Annotated in this window: 15 protein-coding genes; 9 read left to right on the plus strand and 6 right to left on the minus strand. The window is 45.4% G+C overall.

Going from position 1 to position 19,896, the window contains the following annotated elements:
• Positions 1-11 precede the first annotated feature (11 nt).
• The 5 genes from P0G38_RS16405 to P0G38_RS16425 all read left to right on the plus strand — a co-directional run bounded on the left by P0G38_RS16405 (position 12) and on the right by P0G38_RS16425 (position 5,459).
• Entirely contained in the window at positions 12-938 is a 927-nt protein-coding gene (locus tag P0G38_RS16405) for an ROK family protein (protein ID WP_074535622.1), read from the plus strand.
• Between the two features lie 57 nt (positions 939-995).
• A complete protein-coding gene (locus tag P0G38_RS16410) occupies positions 996-1,754 on the plus strand; it encodes a MurR/RpiR family transcriptional regulator (RefSeq protein WP_010748570.1) in 759 nt (252 codons plus the stop codon).
• Positions 1,755-1,913: 159 nt separating this feature from the next.
• Positions 1,914-3,224 carry a PTS sugar transporter subunit IIC gene (locus P0G38_RS16415; RefSeq protein WP_008376519.1) on the plus strand — a complete coding sequence of 437 codons (1,311 nt, stop codon included), beginning with the start codon at positions 1,914-1,916 and terminating at the stop codon, positions 3,222-3,224.
• Positions 3,225-3,256: 32 nt separating this feature from the next.
• Positions 3,257-4,696 (plus strand): 6-phospho-beta-glucosidase, encoded by a 1,440-nt coding sequence (locus P0G38_RS16420; protein ID WP_008376521.1) that lies wholly within the window; start codon positions 3,257-3,259, stop codon positions 4,694-4,696.
• 205 nt (positions 4,697-4,901) lie between these two features.
• A complete protein-coding gene (locus P0G38_RS16425; RefSeq protein ID WP_074535621.1) occupies positions 4,902-5,459 on the plus strand; it encodes a GNAT family N-acetyltransferase in 558 nt (185 codons plus the stop codon).
• Here P0G38_RS16425 and P0G38_RS16430 read toward each other — a convergent pair.
• Positions 5,385-6,407 (minus strand): YeiH family protein, encoded by a 1,023-nt coding sequence (locus P0G38_RS16430; RefSeq protein ID WP_060791641.1) that lies wholly within the window; start codon positions 6,405-6,407, stop codon positions 5,385-5,387. The genes P0G38_RS16425 and P0G38_RS16430 overlap by 75 nt on opposite strands.
• A 65-nt stretch (positions 6,408-6,472) precedes the next feature.
• On the opposite strand from P0G38_RS16430, the gene P0G38_RS16435 reads away from it, so the two are divergent.
• Both P0G38_RS16435 and uvrC read left to right on the plus strand, forming a co-directional pair.
• On the plus strand, positions 6,473-7,324 hold the full coding sequence (locus P0G38_RS16435) for a LysR family transcriptional regulator (protein ID WP_034870186.1): 852 nt from the start codon (positions 6,473-6,475) through the stop codon (positions 7,322-7,324).
• A gap of 231 nt (positions 7,325-7,555) precedes the next feature.
• Positions 7,556-9,346, plus strand: a complete 1,791-nt coding sequence (gene uvrC, locus P0G38_RS16440; protein WP_005226686.1) for an excinuclease ABC subunit UvrC — start codon at positions 7,556-7,558, stop codon at positions 9,344-9,346.
• 74 nt (positions 9,347-9,420) lie between these two features.
• Here uvrC and P0G38_RS16445 read toward each other — a convergent pair whose 3' ends face one another.
• The 3 genes from P0G38_RS16445 to P0G38_RS16455 all read right to left on the minus strand — a co-directional run bounded on the left by P0G38_RS16445 (position 9,421) and on the right by P0G38_RS16455 (position 13,269).
• Complete coding sequence (locus P0G38_RS16445) at positions 9,421-10,161, minus strand: GntR family transcriptional regulator (RefSeq protein WP_008376546.1); 741 nt, start codon at positions 10,159-10,161, stop codon at positions 9,421-9,423.
• Between the two features lie 191 nt (positions 10,162-10,352).
• Positions 10,353-11,633, minus strand: a complete 1,281-nt coding sequence (locus tag P0G38_RS16450; protein WP_005232725.1) for a PTS sugar transporter subunit IIC — start codon at positions 11,631-11,633, stop codon at positions 10,353-10,355.
• Positions 11,634-11,880: 247 nt separating this feature from the next.
• The gene (locus P0G38_RS16455; RefSeq protein ID WP_015508750.1) at positions 11,881-13,269 is read right to left on the minus strand and encodes a glycoside hydrolase family 1 protein; all 1,389 of its coding nucleotides are present in this window, start codon (positions 13,267-13,269) and stop codon (positions 11,881-11,883) included.
• 159 nt (positions 13,270-13,428) lie between these two features.
• Between P0G38_RS16455 and celB the strand changes: the two genes are divergently transcribed.
• Both celB and P0G38_RS16465 read left to right on the plus strand, forming a co-directional pair.
• Positions 13,429-14,700, plus strand: coding sequence for a PTS cellobiose transporter subunit IIC (gene celB / locus P0G38_RS16460; RefSeq protein ID WP_275853303.1), 1,272 nt, complete (start codon positions 13,429-13,431; stop codon positions 14,698-14,700).
• A 108-nt stretch (positions 14,701-14,808) separates the two neighbouring features.
• Positions 14,809-15,525 carry a GntR family transcriptional regulator gene (locus P0G38_RS16465; RefSeq protein WP_005226669.1) on the plus strand — a complete coding sequence of 239 codons (717 nt, stop codon included), beginning with the start codon at positions 14,809-14,811 and terminating at the stop codon, positions 15,523-15,525.
• A gap of 73 nt (positions 15,526-15,598) precedes the next feature.
• Here the strand turns inward: P0G38_RS16465 and P0G38_RS16470 are convergent, their stop codons facing one another.
• Entirely contained in the window at positions 15,599-18,061 is a 2,463-nt protein-coding gene (locus P0G38_RS16470) for a heavy metal translocating P-type ATPase (RefSeq protein WP_167826592.1), read from the minus strand.
• A 262-nt stretch (positions 18,062-18,323) separates the two neighbouring features.
• Positions 18,324-19,760 carry a glycoside hydrolase family 1 protein gene (locus P0G38_RS16475; RefSeq protein ID WP_005226667.1) on the minus strand — a complete coding sequence of 479 codons (1,437 nt, stop codon included), beginning with the start codon at positions 19,758-19,760 and terminating at the stop codon, positions 18,324-18,326.
• Between the last annotated feature and the right edge of the window lie 136 nt (positions 19,761-19,896).

A 19,896-nucleotide genomic window follows, 5' to 3' on the forward strand; every position in this document is an offset into this window, starting at 1 on the left:
GAGGAAGAAGAATGTACGTAGGATTTGATATTGGCGGAACAAGTATTAAATATGGTGTTTTAGATGAAAGCGGAGTGATCCTTGAAAAATCAGCGATCCCTACTAGCTATGAACCAGCCCAGTTTTATCAGGATCTACTCACGATCATCGAAGATGCCCAGAACCGCCACACGATTGATGGCATTGGGATCAGCGCCCCGGGGATCGTTCAAAAAGACGGCTTTATGTTAACGGCGGGCGCCATCAAATCGTTATATGGCGAAAATTTCAAAGCAGTCTTGGAAGCGCGTACAGGGTTGCCTGTGGCGGTGGAAAATGATGCCAATGCAGCAGCGATCGCTGAAAAATGGATCGGCAATGCGCAAGAGGCTGCCAACTATTTGTGTCTTGTCCTAGGCACTGGTGTAGGCGGTGGGATCGTGATCAATAATCAAGTTTACCGAGGTGCTCATGGCATGGCGGGTGAATTTGGCTGGATGGTGATCGATCAGCTGCCAGAAGAAGGCAATATCGAGGAAAGTTCCATCAATAAAAAAACTGCCGTCGTAGGCGGCTTGATTCGCCTCTACAATTTAGCGGGGGCAGCAGTTCCTGGCTTTGAACCCACCCAAGACGCCAAAGAAATTTTTGACCGCGCACAGCAAGGCGAAGCGTTGGCGCTGAAGCTGACGGACCAATTTCTGACGGATCTGTCTGTAGGGCTGATCAATTTGATCAGCTGCTTTGACCCAGAATTGGTATTGATCGGCGGCGGCATCAGTGCCAATCCTTATTTCTGGGAACGACTGCAGGCTCGCTTGACGATCACGGAAACACGGCATGAAGCGATCAATTATTTGCGCGGACAAACCATCGCACCTGTGCGTCCAGCGAAGCTGAAAAACGACGCCGGCTTGATCGGCGCAGTCTATCAGATCCATCAACAGCTGCACCGTTAAAAGTTCGGATATGCTATACTGGTGTAAATTGATTATCTAGGACAGCGAGGAACCAGCATGGCGCTTTTTGAACAATTAAACTTGAACAAGCTCTCTGCGGTAGAACAAGAAATCTACCGTTTTATCGTCAATCACTTAGAAAAGATCCCGTATATGCGTGTGCGCGACATTGCCGATGATGCTCATGTCTCTTCGACTTCGGTCTTTCGTTTTATTCAAAAAGTCGGCTTTCAGTCGTTTCCAGAATTTCGCTTCTATATCAAAAATCATTTAGAAAAAGCCCATTTTGATGCGCACCCTGAACACTTAGGTTTAGAAGCGCGCATCAAAGGCTTGAATATGCAGATCTTCCACCCTGATGCGGAATACCAAATACGAAAACTCGCCGAAGCGATGCGGGATGCCGATTTGATCTTATTTATGGGGATGGGGGCATCTGGTGCGATCGCGCAATACGTTGCCCGCAAACTAGCCAGCCTCGGTTACTTTAGCATCAGCATTGATGAGCTGACCTACCCGATCAAAAGCTTTTTACGAAAAGATCAAAAGAATGTTTTGGTTTTTTTGAGTGTCTCTGGTGAAACCAAAGAACTGATCGAAGTCATTACCGGTTTAGACAATCAGGCGATCGTGCAGAAGTACTGCATTACCCCAAATCGGGAAAGTACGTTGGCACGCCTGTGCGATTATTCGATCGAGTATGCGATCAAAGAGGAACGCAAAGACATCTTTCTTGATTTGACTAGTCAACTGCCTTCAGTAGCGATTTTAGAAACGCTGATCGGCTATTTGCAAGATTATCGTACCCATTCTTGATGGTTCAGTTTACTGAACCATCTTTTTTTGTAACACTGTGTTCCATCTGCGGAATTTTTTTCATTTCTTGAGAGATATGTACGGAATCCGTATCCGCTTACTTTTAGTCGTTTTCATTCGCTATAATGATGGCATCAATTAATGAAAGGTGTTATTATTATGCAAAAATTCAATGACCTGTTAGACCGCTCGTTGGTACCAATCGCAACAAAGTTGAACAATCAACGCCACGTAGCAGCGATCCGGGATGCATTCATGCTGATTTTCCCACTGACCATCGCTTCTTCTCTCGTTATTTTGGTCAACAATATTTTATTTTCCAATGAAAGTTTCATCGTGCAATTATTTCAACTGAATCGGCTTTTTCCTAATCTGGAAAGCGCCCAGCAAGTTCTAGCTTCCGTGGCGAACGGGACCATCAACATCATGAGTTTATTCATTGCGTTTCTTGTTGCCCAACTTTTAGCCAAGCATTTCCAAGCAGATGCTACGCTAGTTGGTTTGACAAGTGTCGCTGCCTTTATGATCTTGTACCCGACCTCCTTTGCAGTAGATGATGTCAATGTGATCTCCACACAATATTTAGGCGCCCAAGGGTTGTTTGTAGCTATGATCGTGGCTTGTTTGGTCGGTGAATTCTTGCCGAAGCTTTTCAAGGTCAAACGATTGCAGATCAAAATGCCTGAAATGGTACCACCAGCAGTTTCTCGTTCCTTTTCTGGTATGATTCCGATCGTGATCATCGTGGCAGTCACTGCTTTGATCAATTTCTTAGTTTTAATGATTGCACCAGAAGGCATCAATGAACTGATTTACAACGGGATCCAAAGTCCATTGCGGGATCTGGGGGGCAATGTCGTCGGTGTCTTGATCTTGGCATTCTTGCAAACCACGTTGTTTGCGATCGGGATCCATGGACCAAACACATTGAATGCGGTTCGTTCAGCGATTTTTACCGAACAAGATCTAGCTAACCTAGACTTTATCAACCAGGGCGGCTCCTTGTGGGACGTTCCTTACAAAGAAACCTGGGGCGTTTTAAATGATATGTTCGCAAATATGGGCGGAACTGGTATGACATTGGGCTTGATCATTGCGATCTTCATCGCTTCAAAACGTCCAGAACAACGTGAGATCGCTAAGATGTCCTTAGTTCCAGGAATTTTCCAAATCAATGAACCGATGATCTTCGGTCTACCGATCGTCTTGAATCCAATCATGATCATTCCGTTTATTTTGACACCAATGGTCAATATTTTGGTGGGTTATTTTGTCACTGTTGTCTGGCCGATCATGCCGACCCCAGCGATTGGGGTACCATGGACGACCCCAGGAATCATTAATCTCTTTTTAGGAACTGGAGGAAATGCGATCGCTGCGGTTGTCGGTGTCGTTTGTCTTGCGATTTCGGTCTTGATCTATTTGCCTTTCGTGATCGCCTCTAACCGTTCCCAGAAAGTAGAATTATAAGCAAACGAATGAGTCGAGGAGGAATGAAATTTATGTCCGCAAAAATGCCGAAAGATTTTTTATGGGGCGGCGCGATCGCTGCCCATCAAGCGGAAGGCGCTTGGAATGTTGCTGGCCGTGGAATGAGTACCGCCGATGTCATGACGGCCGGTGGCAACGGTATTCCCCGTAAAATCACCAAAGGAGTCATTGAAGGGGAATATTACCCGAACCATGAAGCCATTGACTTTTATCACCGTTACAAAGAAGATATCCAGTTATTCAAAGAACTGGGCTTGAAATGTCTACGGACATCGATTTCTTGGAGCCGGATCTATCCAACTGGAACAGAAGAAGAACCAAATGAAGCCGGTCTCCAATACTACGATGATCTTTTCGACGAATTGCAGGCAAATGGCATCGAACCCGTCATCACTTTGTCTCACTTTGAAATGCCTTATGCCCTCTATGAAGAATTTGGTGGGTTTGCTAACAAAGAAGTGATTCCCCTCTTTGTCAAATTCGCTAAGACTGTTTTTCAACGGTATCATGACAAAGTGACGTATTGGATGACTTTCAATGAGATCAATAATCAAGCAGATGGGCAAGAGCCGCTGCACGTTTGGACCAATTCTGCCATGATCATCGAGGATGACAGTCAAAAAGAAGCACTCGTCTTTCAAGCGGGCGTCAATGAGTTGATTGCCAGCGCGGCAGCCGTGATCGAAGGCAAAAAAATCAATCCAGAGTTTCAGATTGGTTGTATGATGGCCTATGTCCCGGTCTACCCCTACTCTTGTGCGCCAGCTGATTTGATGGCATCCGTCAAAGCCAATGAACGGCGCTATTTTTACAGCGACGTCCACGTACGAGGCAAGATCCCAACCTATGTGCAAAAATATTGGGCAAAAAAAGGCATCACGATTGAGATCACGCCCGAGGAACAAGCGCTATTAAAAGCAGGAACCGTTGATTATATTGGGTTCAGCTATTACATGTCAGGAACGATCTCAACCCTTGATGAAGTGGCTGGCACACCAACTGAGGATATCCCGGGAGCAAAAATCGTGAGTAATCCTTATATCAGTGCTTCTGATTGGGGCTGGCCTATCGATCCAGTCGGGTTGCGCTATGTGTTAAATACGATCTATCAACGCTATGACTTGCCGCTATTTATCGTAGAAAATGGCTTTGGTGCTTACGATCAATTAACCGATGAACAGCAAGTCCATGATGATTACCGCATCACTTACCTGAAAGAGCATATCGAACAGATGGAAAAAGCGGTGGTTGAAGATGGTGTACCGCTATTAGGTTATACGCCTTGGGGGATCATTGATATCGTCAGCTTCGGCAGCGGCGAAATGGAGAAACGCTATGGCATGATCTATGTCGACAAAGACAATACCGGCAAAGGAACCTTGAATCGTTTGAAAAAAGATTCCTTTGCGTGGTACCAGCAAGTAATCGCCTCTAATGGTGAAACGCTCTAATTACTGCTTCCATGACTAACACAAAAACCGCCCCCTCGTTTCGCCATCCTCCTTTTTACATTAGGAGCCTGGCAACGAGGGGCGTTTTTTTTATTAAAGAGGTGCGCCATTGCGAGGATGGCTTTTCTTATCATCACTAAACACTACCTCGATGCTTGTGGTACACTATAGCTATTCATTTACTTTTACGTTAAGGAGGAACTGCATGAAGCCGATATTTCGTCCGATCCAATCTCAAGATGATGCGCCATTAGCTGCTATCATTCGCAAAAGCTTGACCGACCACCAGTTGGCGGTTCCAGGAACTGCCTATTTTGATCCCGAGTTAGACCACTTAAGTGAATTTTATGCAGCAGATCCTGCTAGCCGCCATTATTTTGTCGTCACCGATGAATCGGGTATCCTTTTAGGCGGCGGTGGTCTTGCCACTTATGATTCAGAAGGGCAAATCGCCGAGCTGCAAAAATTTTATCTCAGTGATGCCGCCAAAGGGCAGCGCCTCAGCTATCCCCTGCTGGCGAAGATCGAGGCCAAAGCTTTTGAACTAGGCTATCGGCAACTCTATTTAGAATCCCATCATTCTTTAGAAGCTGCCTTGCATGTCTATCAAAAAGCCGGCTATCGCGCATTGTCCCAGCCACTATTGGCGGCACAGCATACCACGATGGATCGCTTTTATGTGAAAACACTAGAGCCGCAGCAACCAAATCAATGCAACAGCACCCACGGTTTGGACGGCGCCAACGGAAAGACCATAGAATAAAAAGCGCGGGCCTTCTTTTAAAAACTTGCGGAAATCCAGGCGCAAACCGATGGCTGCCAACGCCGTCGTTTCAAACCACGTACTGATAAAATGAGCGCCCTCATTCAACCAGCTAGGCAGCGGCAAGAAGCTGTTCAAGATACAGATGGTCAAGAAGCCCAACACATACCAAGGGATCGGCAGCCGCAGCTTGCCTTTGGCTTTGGTTTTGGTGGGGGTCTTTGTCGTCATTCGTTCAAAAACAATGACGACGACTGCCAACATGATGATGCGCGCGATTTTAAAGAGCATCGCGTATTTGACGGTGTCGGCATCAATCAAACTAGCCCCCGCCACGACTTGTCCGACGGATTGCAGCGTGCCACCAAGTAAGGCGCTTTTTTGCAACAGATCATCGCCGTATAAGGCCAATCCTAAAAACGGCAGCGTCAGCATCATCACTGTTCCTAAAAGATTGACCAAGGTGATGATCTGCCCTTTTTCTTCATCATCGGCATCAATGGCTGGTGCGATCGCCGCAATCGCAGAGGACCCGCAGACAGCGTTGCCGCCTGCCATCATCAGGCTCATCTTTTGATTAAAGCCCATTTTTTTCCCTATCAAATAAGCAGCGGTAATGACCAAACTCATCATCAGCAATATAAAGAGAAAGCCCCGAAGGCCCATTTCACTGATGGTCTGGAAAGTGACGGTAAAGCCCAGCAAAACCACCGAATATTCCAAGAGCCGACTTTCCGCAACCTTCGTTCCGACTTGATAGCGTTCTTGCTTGAACAGTGTATTTCCTAAAATGATTCCTAATAAAATAGCAAGGGTTGCTCCTCCTAATTTTGGCACAGCCAAAGCCATGATTCGGGCGATGACGGCTACCGAAAAGGATAGGAACAAACCGGGAAGTATCAAAGCTGTTTGTCGTTGCTTCATTGCTTTCATCCTTTCATATAACATCCATTATACACAGATTGACCGATCAGTAGGATTTATTGGTATAATAGTTATGATTGAATTTTCTAATGGAAGGGATTGCAATGTTAAAATTACTGGAGACCTTCAAGATGGTCTATGAAACAAAAAATTTTTCGAAAGCTGCCGAATTGCTGTTTATTTCGCAGCCCACGGTTTCTGCTCAGATCAAGCAGTTGGAACAAGACCTGGATACACCGCTTTTTTTACGCAATGGTCGCAAAAACGTGATCGCCACGCCCCAAGCAGAGTACCTTTACGAAAAGGCACTGAATTTATTGGATGAGTGGTCGACGATCGCCAGCGAGATCCATACCAACACGCAGCATCAAAGCCACTGTGCCCTAGGCATCTCTCATACCTATGCGATGGCCTTGATGCCTGACTTGATGATTGCTTTATACAACGCCTTTCCCACGGTGCGTTTTCGGGTATCGATGATGAACTCCGCTGAAGTCTTAACAGCGCTTGAGCAACATCAACTAGATTTAGGGATCATTGAAAAACCCTTATCTGCACCAAGTATTTTGCGTTTCCCGATTTTGAAAGATCAGCTCGTCTTAGCTGGTGATCCCCAAGTCGGTCCTTGGCTCGTCCGAGAAGCGAGTTCTGGTGTCTACTATTACACTAAGCGCTATCTAGAGGAACAAAATATTCAAGGACCGATCATTGAGATCGCCAGCAATGAATTGATCGTCGCTTTACTGAAACAAGGCTTCGGCTGTTCGATCCTTTCCAAGCGAGCCGCCCACGGCATTGGCTATCAACTGCTGGATAAAAATTTTGAGCGGCAATTTTACCTCATCCAGCGCAAAGCCGTCACAGAACCAGCCATCGAGGGATTGCGGACCTTCATTCAGGAGTGGTCGCAAGAGGATTCCTCACAAGCAGAAAGCAAATAAATTCACTTGTTTTTAAGGGAGGAAACCACCGCCTCGTGGGATTTCTTAACCTTTTCTTACGATTACGCTTCCTCGCTGCCGATCTGGCCCGTTTGATTGTTTCTTAAGAAATTTGTGCTAAAATGAAGAGTACTGGCTATGGGCTCTAACGTTCCCCTTTTCGGTGGATCTTAGACCGCCCTTTGACTACTTTTGCAGTTCGTGAGCAAACCAGTAAGAAAGGATCTTGAAATGAACGAACAAATCAAGAACAAATTAGCGCTGCTTCCTGACCAACCCGGTTGTTATTTAATGAAAGATAAAAATAACAAAATCATCTATGTTGGGAAAGCCAAAATTTTAAAAAATCGTGTCCGTTCGTACTTTACCGGCAGTCACGATACGAAAACCGAACGGCTCGTTCAAGAAATCAATGATTTTGAGTACGTCGTTACCGAATCAAATACGGAAGCCTTATTGCTGGAAATCAATTTGATTCAAAAAAACAAACCGAAATACAATATCATGCTAAAGGACGACAAGTCATATCCTTTTATTAAAGTGACCAAAGAGCGCTATCCGCGTCTGATCATCACTCGTAAAGTTTTAAAAGACGGGGCTTTATATTTTGGCCCCTATCCTGATGCACGAGCAGCCAACGAAACCAAACGGGTGCTGGATCGCCTCTTTCCATTGCGAAAATGCGGTCCTTCTCAAAAGCGGCCTTGTCTTTATTATCATTTGGGTCAATGCGTCTGTCCTTATGTCAACAATGTAGATCCCAAGGATTATCAGAAGATCGTTGATCAAGTCAAACACTTTTTCCACGGCGGTCACGTCGATATTTTGAAAGACCTGAAAGAGAAGATGGGCGAAGCCATTGAAACGTTAGAGTTTGAACGAGCGGCTGAGCTGCGGGATCAGATCCAAGCAATCGATACCGTCATGACGCGACAAAAAATGACTCTGACAGATCTGATGGACCGTGATGTCTTTGGCTACAGTGTCGACAAAGGCTGGATGTGTGTCCAAGTCTTTTTTATCCGTCAAGGAAAGCTGATCGAACGAGAAGTCTCTTTGTTTCCTTTCTACAATGAAGCGGATGAGGATTTCTTGACCTTCGTCGGCCAGTTTTACCAAAAGAATGAGCACTTCATTCCCAAAGAAGTCTTTGTTCCGCAAAATGTCGATGCTGCCCCATTAGAAGCGCTGCTGGAAACCAAAGTCCTGCAGCCCCAACGAGGCGACAAAAAGAAATTGGTCGATTTGGCCAATAAAAATGCCCGCATTGCCTTGGCACAAAAATTTGCGTTGATCGAGCGTACTGAAGAACGGACGATCGGTGCAGTGGATCGTCTAGGCGAAGCCATGGGGATCGCGACACCTTATCGGATCGAAGCCTTCGATAACTCCCACATCATGGGGACCGACCCGGTGTCTGCAATGGTGGTTTTTGTCGACGGGAAGCCGTTTAAAGATGATTATCGGAAATATAAGATCCGTACCGCACAAGGCGGCGACGATTATGGCTCTATGCAAGAAGTCATCTATCGCCGATACTCTCGTGTCCTAAAAGAAAACCTGCCTTTTCCTGATCTGATCATCATCGATGGTGGGAAAGCCCAAGTCGGTGCTGCCCAAGAAGTGCTGTATAACCAGCTAGGTTTAGATATTCCCGTTGCCGGTTTAGTGAAGAACAACAAACACAAAACCAGCGAGTTGATTTTCGGGGAGTTTTTAGATCCGATCCAGCTGGAACGCAATTCTGTGGAATTCTTTTTGCTGCAACGGATCCAAGATGAGGTCCATCGTTTTGCGATCACCTTCCATCGCCAATTGCGCAGTAAAAACAGCTTTTCTTCCAAACTGGATGAAATTCCTGGCTTAGGACCAAAACGCAAGCAACAGCTGATGAAAACCTTCAAGTCGTTAAAAAACATCCAAGCAGCTTCCGTGGAAGAGATCCAGCAAGCTGGCATCCCCAAAGCCGTTGCGGAAACTATCTTAGCCAAACTAGGCGATCAAAATCAACCCACTTCTTAAGTCAAAACAAAAACGCTTCATAGCCAACAGTAGCTATGAAGCGTTTTTTCATTGAAGAAGCATTTTGTAAGCCGTTACTTTTTGCGGTGCTGTAACAGATCAGGCTTCATGTCTAACATGGAATAGCCACGAACATCATACCGATTGCGGCTGCAGGAATAGTCCACTGGACGTCCCGATTCTAAATAGATGATCTGTTCTAATTCCAATACTGGGTCATCTGCTTGGCACGCTAAATAGGTTTGATCGTATTCATCGCTTTTGGCAGCCTGAAAGGTCCGATAAGCACCAGCAAATTTGTAGCCTAAATCTTGCAGTAGATAGTCATAGACGGATTCTTCCAAGATTTCTTTCGTCAAACCGCTGACCAGATCCAACGGCATATAGGAATGCTCGAGTATGTATGGATTGCCTTCTAAGATCCGCAAACGGATCACATGATAGATTGGTTGTTCGGCAGTGATCTGAAGCATCTCTTGAATTCTTGTTGTAGGAAAACAGACTTCAAAGGTGATGACTTGGCTAGTCAATGTCCGTTTTTCTTGTTTCATCTGATAGCTCAGGCCTTTGTATTCTGTCACCGATGAGGTATCTTTGCCCCAAAAGGAATGATTCAAAACTTTGGTCCCTAAGCCGCGCTTTGTCAGCAGCAAGCCTTCCATAATCAGGATATTCACCGCATTTTTAATCGTCATTCGGCTGACGCCAAACTCTTCCACTAACTCTGTTTGATAAGGTAAAAGACTGTCTTTCGGATAAGTTCCGTCCTTGATTCTTTTACGCAGAACATCTGCGATCTCCATATATTTGGGCATTTTGCCACCTCCAAAACGTGTGTTGTATTGTATTGATTGAAAAACGATAAAAGAACCGGCCAAACGAAAAGAGTGTCATCACACCACTGCACCTTCCAATGAAGCAGTGTGATAAGGGGTATTGCACTCTGATCGCGGCCGGATAAGGTCTATTACGTTTGGCGCTTGTTTCTAATCGACTCGATCAGACATTACGCATTTTTTAAACGGCGTGTTTCTTGAATTTGCGCCATTTTCACGAACGGCAAGTAGATAACGATTGACAAGATCAAGTTAACAGCTGCCAAGATTCCGCCAGCAATACTTTGTGTCGACAAAATACCGCCGATGATTGGTGGCGTCGTCCATGGTGCGATGACGGTACTTGCAGGAACTAAGCCAGTTGCGGTTGCAAAATAAGCAGTCGTTACTAAAACAAGTGGGGTCAACACATATGGGATGAACAAGATTGGGTTTAAGACAACTGGTAACCCAAACATCACTGGTTCATTGATCATAAACACACCTGGTGCAACGGATAGTTTTGCGACAGTCATATATGCTTTATGATGACGAGCAACTAAAAAGATCGCAATCAAAAGACCTAGTGTCGCACCTGTTCCGCCGATGTTCACGAAAGAATCAAAGAATGGTTTGTTCACGATATAAGGCAAATCTGTTCCTGCTTCTAATGCTCGTGCGTTTGCTTCGATCGCTGGCACATTGATCGTTTGCATGAACGGGTCGATGATGTTGGCACCATGTAAACCAAAGAACCATAAGAATGCAGAGATAAAACCTAATAGCAAAGCAGCTGGGTAAGAGTTTGCCAAGCCCATGAATGGTTGTTGCACCAATTCATAGAAGGACAATACGATACTTGTCACACCAAATGCTTGGAAAATTGCTGTAAACAAAGCAAAGATCGATACGGTGATCATTGCTGGGAATAATGCAGCAAATGAACGTGAGACTGCTGGTGGTACTCCATCAGGCATGTTGATGACTAAGCGTGGGTTGCCAGCTAGACGACGGAAGATCTCAGTAGAAATGATCGATACGATTAATGCTAAAAATAATCCTTGAGAACCAAGTCCGGCAGCTGTTAACAAACCATCTGGGCCTGTCGCCATTGCACCTAATGCGAAGAAACTTGCAACTGAGATCGCCCCAGCACCTAATGCGTCTTGATTGTAGCTTTTAGCTAAATTATACGCTACTGTGAAAGCGATTAACAGACCAAGTATTGAAAAAGTACCTGCTGACAAGTTGTTCCCAAAGGCTTGCCATGTTCCTTCACCAAAAATGCCATTCATAAAATCAATATAGGCAGGGATTGGTAAGTTGTTGATCAATACCCCAAAAGAGCCTAAGATCATCAACGGCATCGTTACGATAAATCCGTCACGAATGGCCACTAGATGTCTTTGAGAGCCTATTTTAGAAGCGATCGGAATAAAGTGCTTCTCCATAAATCCAATAAATTTATCCATTGTTTTTTCTCCTTTCAAACCCTAAACAAAATAATGAAACCGATTTCTACTAAAGAATACCACGAGAACGTTTCCATGTCTAGTCTTTTCTTTATCAAAACTGTGCTTTTATTTAACCCAGCTTATCATTTGCAAAAACAGGTGGTTTTTTAATAGAATCCCCCCTTTGAAATCAGCCAGAAAAAATCCGCGATTTTACACAAAAAAAGCAATGCTGATTCCAACAGCATTGCTTTTTTCATTGTTATTAAAAGCCGTTATTATCTGATACTTCTTTAAACCAACGACCTGATTTTTTCACCGTTCGTTTAGCATCATTTGCTAAGTCAACGGAGATAAATCCGTAACGGTTCTTGTAAGCATTGGTCCATGACCAGTTGTCCATGCAGGTCCACATATGGTAGCCAACACAATTGGTTCCTTCTTGGATCGCTTGGTGGACGTACTTCAAGTGGTCAGAGACAAATTCGATGCGGTAATCATCTTCGATCACGCCATCAGCATTAACGAAACGTTCTTCTCCTTCGACACCCATGCCATTTTCAGAAATGTAGCACTTGATATTGCCATAGTTTTCTCGCGTGTTCGTCAAAATATCATAGATCCCTTTTTCATAGATTTCCCATCCACGATACGGGTTCATTTTCTTGTTCGGCATATCATAGTTATCAAAGTAATCATCAGGCATTGGACTTTTCGCTTCATCGATCGGTGATTCTTTCTTCATGATACGACGAGGTTGGTAATAATTGATCCCCAACAAGTCGATCGTGTTTTCGCGAATCGTTTGTAAATCATCGGCTTCCATCGCTGGTACCATATCCAATTCCTTGACGATGGTCACTAATTCTTCTGGGAACGTGCCTTTGACCGCAGGGTCTAAGAAAGAACGATTAAAGAAGGCATCCGCGATTTGCGCTGCTTTGACATCCTCTGGATCGTTCTCATCTCTTGGATAGCTTGGCGTCAAGTTCAAGATGATGCCGATCTCCCCATCAAGGTTCATCTCATGATAGACTTTGATGGCTTTAGCACTCGCCAACGTTTCGTGGAACCCAACTTGGACTGCATGTTTCATGTTGATCTCATTTGGATAATGGAATTGGTAAAGATAGCCGCCTTCAACAGGGACGATCGGTTCATTATGAGTGAACCATTTCTTGACACGATCACCAAATAATGTAAAGCAGGTTTGCGCAAATGCGACATAGGCATCCACGGTCTCTCGGTTCAACCAGCCGCCTTTTTCTTGCAGCGCCATCGGCATATCGAAGTGGTAAAGGTTCATGAAAGGTTCGATCCCGTTGGCGATCAACTCATCAATGTAGGCATTGTAAAAATCAACGGCTTTTTGATTGACTTCTCCTTTGCCTTGCGGGAAGAGACGACTCCATTGGATCGACGTCCGAAACGTCGTATGGCCGGTTTCTTTCATTAGTTGAATATCTTCTTGATAGCGTGTATAGACTTGCGAGGTTTTTTCAGGACCTACCTCATTGAAAAATTTCTCTGGTTCTTGCTGATACCAGTAATCCCAGATGCTTGCCCCTTTGCCATCGCCTTCAAATACACCTTCTGTTTGTGGGCCACTAGCGGCTGACCCCCACCAAAAGCCTGCTGGAAATTGATAATCCATCTTCATTCACTCCTCATTTTTTCTTTGCTGCCCTAATCATAAAGGAAGCAGTTACAAAAATCAATCTTTTTTAAAATAAATGTATAGACATTTAAAATAAAACATGATACATTATCAATGTAATCGATTGCAAAAAGAAATTTAAGGAGTGAAATAATAATGAATGGTTTTATGGACAAGTTATCTGAAAAGATTTTGCCCTTGGCGAATGCCTTAGGACAAAATCGCTACCTGACCGTCTTGCGGGACGCGTTTATGCTTTCGTTCCCAATCACTATGTTTGGATCGATCGTGGTCGTTTTAAACAACCTGCCCTTCTTCAGTGATGCCACTAAAGGAATATTAGGAACACTGTTTGGCAATGGGCAAAATGCAACAATGAGTATCATGACTGTTTTCGTTACTTTCGGTATTGGCTATTATTTATCAAAATCATATGATGTGGAAGGGATTTTTGGTGGTGCCGTTTCGTTTGCCAGCTTTTTGATCTTGACTCCTTTCTTTATGACTACTGAATCTGGCGAAACGATCTCCGGTGTGCTGTCTCTTGATCGTCTTGGCGCAAAAGGGATGTTTATCGGGATGATCGCAGCATTTTTGGCAGCTGAAATCTATTGCCGCATCACAAAACGCGGCTGGCAGATCAAAATGCCTGATGGGGTACCACCAGCAGTTTCTAAATCTTTTGCCGCTTTGATTCCAGCAATTATCACTTTAACGGTATTCTTAGTGATCAATGCCATCATGACGGGTGTCTTCAATGCCAACTTGCATGACCTGGTTTATGAATTGATCCAAAAACCATTGACTGGACTAGGCAGCAGCTTGCCAGCAACTCTATTGGCTTTGTTCTTTGTTCAATTCCTTTGGTTCTTCGGTCTACATGGTCAAATCATCGTCAACTCTGTGATGGACCCGATTTGGAATACATTGATGTTAGACAACTTAGAAGCGTATCAAAATGGGGATGCACTGCCGCATATCGTCACAAAACCATTTATGGAAACCTTTACTGTTGGATTAGGCGGTTCTGGTATGACGTTAGCCGTTGTTATCTTGATGGCTTTCGTATTGAAGAAAAAACAATACCGCGATGTGGGTCGTTTGGCTTTAGCACCAGGGATCTTTAACGTTAACGAACCAGCCATCTTCGGTATGCCGATCGTCTTGAATGCGACGATCCTGATTCCTTGGGTCGTGGCACCTCTTGTGGTAACGACCTTCAACTACTTAGTGATGGCGGCTGGACTTGTTCCTGCACCAACTGGTGTTTCTGTCCCTTGGACCGTTCCAGTGGTCTTCAGTGGTGTCTTAGCAACCAACTCTTGGTTAGGTGGTTTGCTGCAAGTCATTGACGTGGTGATCGTCGGCTTGATCTGGTATCCATTCTTACGTGTGTTAGATCGTCAAGCAGAACCATCAATCGATTAAGCGCAACGGCTGGCTGAATTTTTTCAGTCAGCCGTTCTTTTTATAAAAAAACCAAGGTTTGATTGTCGAAACCGCTTTTTTCAGCTATACTTCTTGCGAGGTGATCAGATGCCAAAATACCAAGAAATTGCCAATATTTTACGCACACGTATCAAAAACAAAACGTATCCGCCTGACAGCTTACTGCCGAATCAAACTGATTTAGTCGAGGAATTCGGAGTCAGCCGGATGACCGTCAAAAAAGCCATCGGTATTTTAGCCATGGAAGGACTGGTTTATTCTCAGCGGGGCGCTGGAACAAAAATATTGAACCACCCATTCTTAAAAAAAGACACCACTGCTTTAACGGTCTATGAAGGCTTGTCAACGGAAATGGGCAAAGCTGGCCGCAAGCTAGTCAGTCAGGTCATCGATTTTCAAGTCGAATTTCCTGACCAAACGATCCAAGAAAAGTTGATGTTAACGGAAGAACAACCGATCTATAGTATTGTCCGCTTGCGGATTCTTGAAGACCAGCCGTTTATTTTAGAATATACCTATATGCCCGTCCATTTGGTGCCCAATTTAACTCGTGGCCATTTAGAAAGTTCTATCTATCGTTATGTCAAAGAGGAACTAGGGGTCCAGTTTGCTGGCGCCTACCGCACCATCGCCGCTGATAAAAGTACTGCGTACGATCAACAGTATTTGGACTGTAAAGCCGATGATCCGGTCTTAGAGATCGAACAGATCGTCTATCAGAAAAATGGCTCACCCATCGAATTTTCCCGTAGTCGCAACCGTTATGACGTGCGGGCCTACTCTTATTTAGATGTCCAGCACTAAAAAGACCTGCCCACGGTTTTCTTCCATCAGAAACCGTGGGCAGGTCTTTTTGTTGGTGCATTCGTTGCTTCGGTTATTTTTTCGCTGAGGGTTGGAATCGTTTCAGCCGCAAGGCATTTAATAAAACGGATACCGAGCTGAAGCTCATGGCCGCCCCAGCGATCATTGGATTGAGCAAGGGGCCGCCGAAAAGATGCAGCACACCCATTGCAACAGGGATGCCTAAGACGTTATAAGCAAAAGCCCAGAAAAGATTTTCTTTGATGTTTTTGATTGTTGCCCGACTTAACTCGATCGCGGATGGGACGTCCATTAGATCGCTGCGCATCAGTACGATGTCTGCCGATTCGATGGCGACATCGGTACCAGAGCCGATCGCGATCCCTACATCGGCTTGGGCTAACGCGGGCGCATCATTGATCCCGTCACCTACCATCGCAACCTTTTGGCCTTTGGCTTGCAGGCCAGCTACTTTGGCGGCTTTATCTTCTGGCAAGACGTCACTGATCACTTCATCGATACCGACTTGTTTGGCGATGGCTTGGGCCGTTCGGGCATTGTCGCCCGTGATCATTGCTACGTACAAGCCCATTTGATGCAACCGTTCAATGGCTTTTCGACTGCTTTCTTTGATAGTATCTGCCACAGCGATGATCCCGATCGCTTCGCCGTCTTTGGCAACATACATCGGTGTTTTCCCTTCGTGAGCCAATTGTTGGGCTTGCTCGATCAGGCCATCGATGGCAACGTTTTGTTTTTCCAACCATTTCTGGTTGCCTAATAGGACTGGACTGCCAGCGATCGTTCCTTGAATCCCATGCCCTGGGATCGCTTCAAACCCGTCAACTTCTTGTAGGGCGAGAGCTTGCGTTCGGGCTTCGATCACAATGGCTTCGCCTAATGGATGTTCTGAGCCTTTTTCAACAGAAGCCGCCAGCTGCAGCAATTCCGTCGGCGTGTGATTGCCTGCAGGCAGGAGATCTGTTACGACTGGTTTGCCTTCTGTGATCGTGCCCGTTTTATCAAAGACGATCGTCGTCACGTTTCTAGCTGTTTCTAACGCATCGCCGCTTTTGATCAAGACGCCATTTTCTGCCCCTTTGCCCGCACCCACCATGATGGCGGTCGGTGTCGCTAATCCTAAGGCACACGGACAGGCAATCACTAATACAGAGATCGTAATGGTCAATGAGAAGATCCAGGTTTCTTGTCCTAAGAAAAACCAGGCAAGTCCTGCAAAAACCGCCAAGACCATGACGATCGGGACAAACACACCCGAAACTTTGTCAGCCATGCGAGCAATCGGCGCTTTGGAGCCTTGGGCATTTTCTACTAACTGAATGATTTGCGCTAACGTTGAATCTTCTCCCACATTGGTGGCTTCATATTGAAAGGAGCCGTTTTTGTTGATGCTGGCGCCGATCACGCGATCACCGACTTGTTTTTCGATAGGTAAGCTTTCTCCAGTAATCATTGATTCATCGATGGCAGAGCGGCCTTGGGTAACGATCCCATCCACAGGAATCTTCTCACCAGGTCGTACGATTAAGATATCGCCAGCTGCGACTTCTTCAATACCCACTTCGACTTCTTCGGCTTGATTCCCGCTGCCGCGGAGCACGCGGGCTTTTTTCGGTGCGAGATCCAACAACTTCTTGATAGCTTCGGAGGTTTTGCCCTTCGAGACCGACTCAAGGTATTTTCCTAAAGTAACTAATGCCAAAATAACGGCGGCCGTTTCATAGTACAAGTGCATCGCATAGTGGGTCGTGCCCAGGTAGACCATCACGGTCCCATAAATACTATAAAAGAAGGCAGCACTGGTTCCCAATGCGACGAGGGAATCCATATTGGGATGGCCTTTCCAAAGCGCTTTGAAACCAGCAATGTAAAAGGCGCGACCGAGGACCATCACCGGTAAGACCAAAAGCAATTGAGTGGTAACGAAATTGACTGGATAGGCCATCGGATCTAAAAAGCCAGGGATCGGCAAACCGATCATTTCCCCCATCGTCAAATAGAACAAGGGGATCGTAAAGAGCGCTGAAAGCCAAAACCGTTGCCATAAAGCACGAATCTCTGCCTGTTTTGAATCCGCCTTGTCGGCAGAAGCGGTCGGCAGCTGTGCATCATAGCCCGCCTCTTTCACGGCAGCTGCGATCTTCGCGGCGGTCACTTGATCTTGTTGATAGCTGACCGTCAGTTTTTCTGTTGCCAGATTGACGGAGGCTTGCTCCACACCCGCTAATTTTTGGACAGCTTTTTCTACTGTTTGGGCACAAGACGCACAGGTCATGCCCGAGATGGCAAAGGTCTCTTGTCTTTGAGAGCCGATCAGTTGATAGCCCGCTGCTTTGATGGCCGCAGCGAGTGTTTCTTCGGTGAGCTGCTGCTCATCATAACGAATATGTAATTTTTCAGTAGCCAAATTGACAGCTGCTTGGTCGACCCCCGCCAGCTTGCTGACAGTTTTTTCGACGGTCTGGGAACAAGACGCACAGGTCATCCCTTTTACTCCATAATTCTTTTCGATCATTGTTTCCTTCCTCCTTGCTTGCTATGCAAACCCATTAACCTTTTATGTTTACAGTTGTAATCTTCTTCTACTTTACAATTATCGTTTACACTTGTCAACGATAATACTCAAAAAAAGGACGTTCTCCTTTGAAGCGGCCCAAAACGCGAGACTTTTGGTCTACCTTTGGGCGGTCGCTACAGGTGGAACGTACTTTTTTCTAAGAAACGATCACTGCCGTTGCAGGGGTCGTTTCGCTTATTCAGGTATTGGTTTTAGGAGGCTAGCACTCTTGCCCGTTGGTTTTGATCAGCTCTTGGTACCAGTAGAAGCTGTCTTTCTTGTAGCGTGCCAAAGATCCTTCTTGCGTTTCATCTTGGTCAACATAGACAAAGCCATAGCGTTTTTGGTAGCCGTTCAACCAGCTTAGCAAATCAGTGAAGGACCAGGTGCAATAGCCAAGAACTTCCGCGCCGTCGCTGATCGCTTCTTTAATGGCATGGACATGCCCTGCTAAATAATCGATGCGGTATTGGTCATGGATTTGATGATCGTCGGTTAGTTTGTCGTATTCACCAAGTCCGTTTTCGGTAATGATCACAGGCACCCGATAACGGCTAGTGATTCGTCGTAAAGCGATCCGCAGCCCTTGAGGATCGATCTCCCAATCCCAATTCGTCCGTTCCACAAATGGATTTTCGGCTTTTTTGAACATTCCTGGTGTCCCGGTTTCTTCGGAGCTGCCTTTTTTCCCAGTGGTGTTCATTTTCCCCGCTCCGACTCCATCTAATGGATTGTAGGCATTTGTTGCTGTTTGGTAATAGTTGATCCCTAAGAAATCTGGTTTTGCTGAACGCAGCAAGTCCATATCTCCTGGTTCGATCGTTGGTGCGATCCCTTGCTCTTTCAAGTAATTCATTGCCGCAATCGGGTATTCGCCCCATAGATAGACGTCTAACCAATAATGCGCCATCAAGTCTTCCGCGTTTTCAGCTGCCAAAATATTTTTCGGGTCGCTGTTGATTGGGTAGTTCGGTGAGTAGGCGAAACTTGGTCCGATTTTCCCTGGGATTTTCATCTCATGGAACTTGTTGATCACCGAAGCATTCGCCAAGTTAGCGATATGATTGACTTCATACATCCGTTTAGGATCGGTCACTCCTGGTGGATGGGCAGCTAAAAGATAGCCTAACGAAGTAAAGATATTTTGTTCATTCAAGCTGACCCAATAGTGGACTTTGCCGCGAAAGGCTTCAAACAATACGGCCGCATAGTTGGTGAAATCTTCAATGATTTTGCGAGATTCCCAGCCACCATATTCTTCTTGCAAAGCTCGTGGCAGATCCCAATGGTACAAGGTCACCATCGGTTCGATCCCTGCTTTTATCAGTTCATCGATCAATGCTAAATAAAAGTCTAACCCTGCTTGATTGACTTCTCCTCGTCCTTCTGGAAAAATCCGTGTCCAAGCAATGGAAAAACGATAGGTTTTCAATCCTTGTTCTTTCATCAAGGCAACATCTTCTTTGAAGCGGTGGTAATGGTCGACTGCGACATCTCCGTTAGTTGCTTTAAAGGTTTTTCCTGGAATGCGGACAAAATCGTCCCAAACCGAAGCTCCTTTGCCGTCTTCTTGCCATGCGCCTTCTACTTGATAGGCTGCTGATGCTGAACCCCATAAAAAATCATTGGGGAATTCTTTTAGTTGTTTGTGATCCAATTGTTTCCCTTCTTTCTGTTTGATGATACCCCTTTCTTAAGTATACCGATAATTGCCTGATTTGTCATAAGAAGATTTTGTACCTATGCCAAGAAAGTCGATGGCACGCAAAAAACATCCTTGCAAGCAGTGGCGT

Source organism: Enterococcus casseliflavus, assembly GCF_029215545.1.
Classification (GTDB): domain Bacteria; phylum Bacillota; class Bacilli; order Lactobacillales; family Enterococcaceae; genus Enterococcus_D; species Enterococcus_D casseliflavus.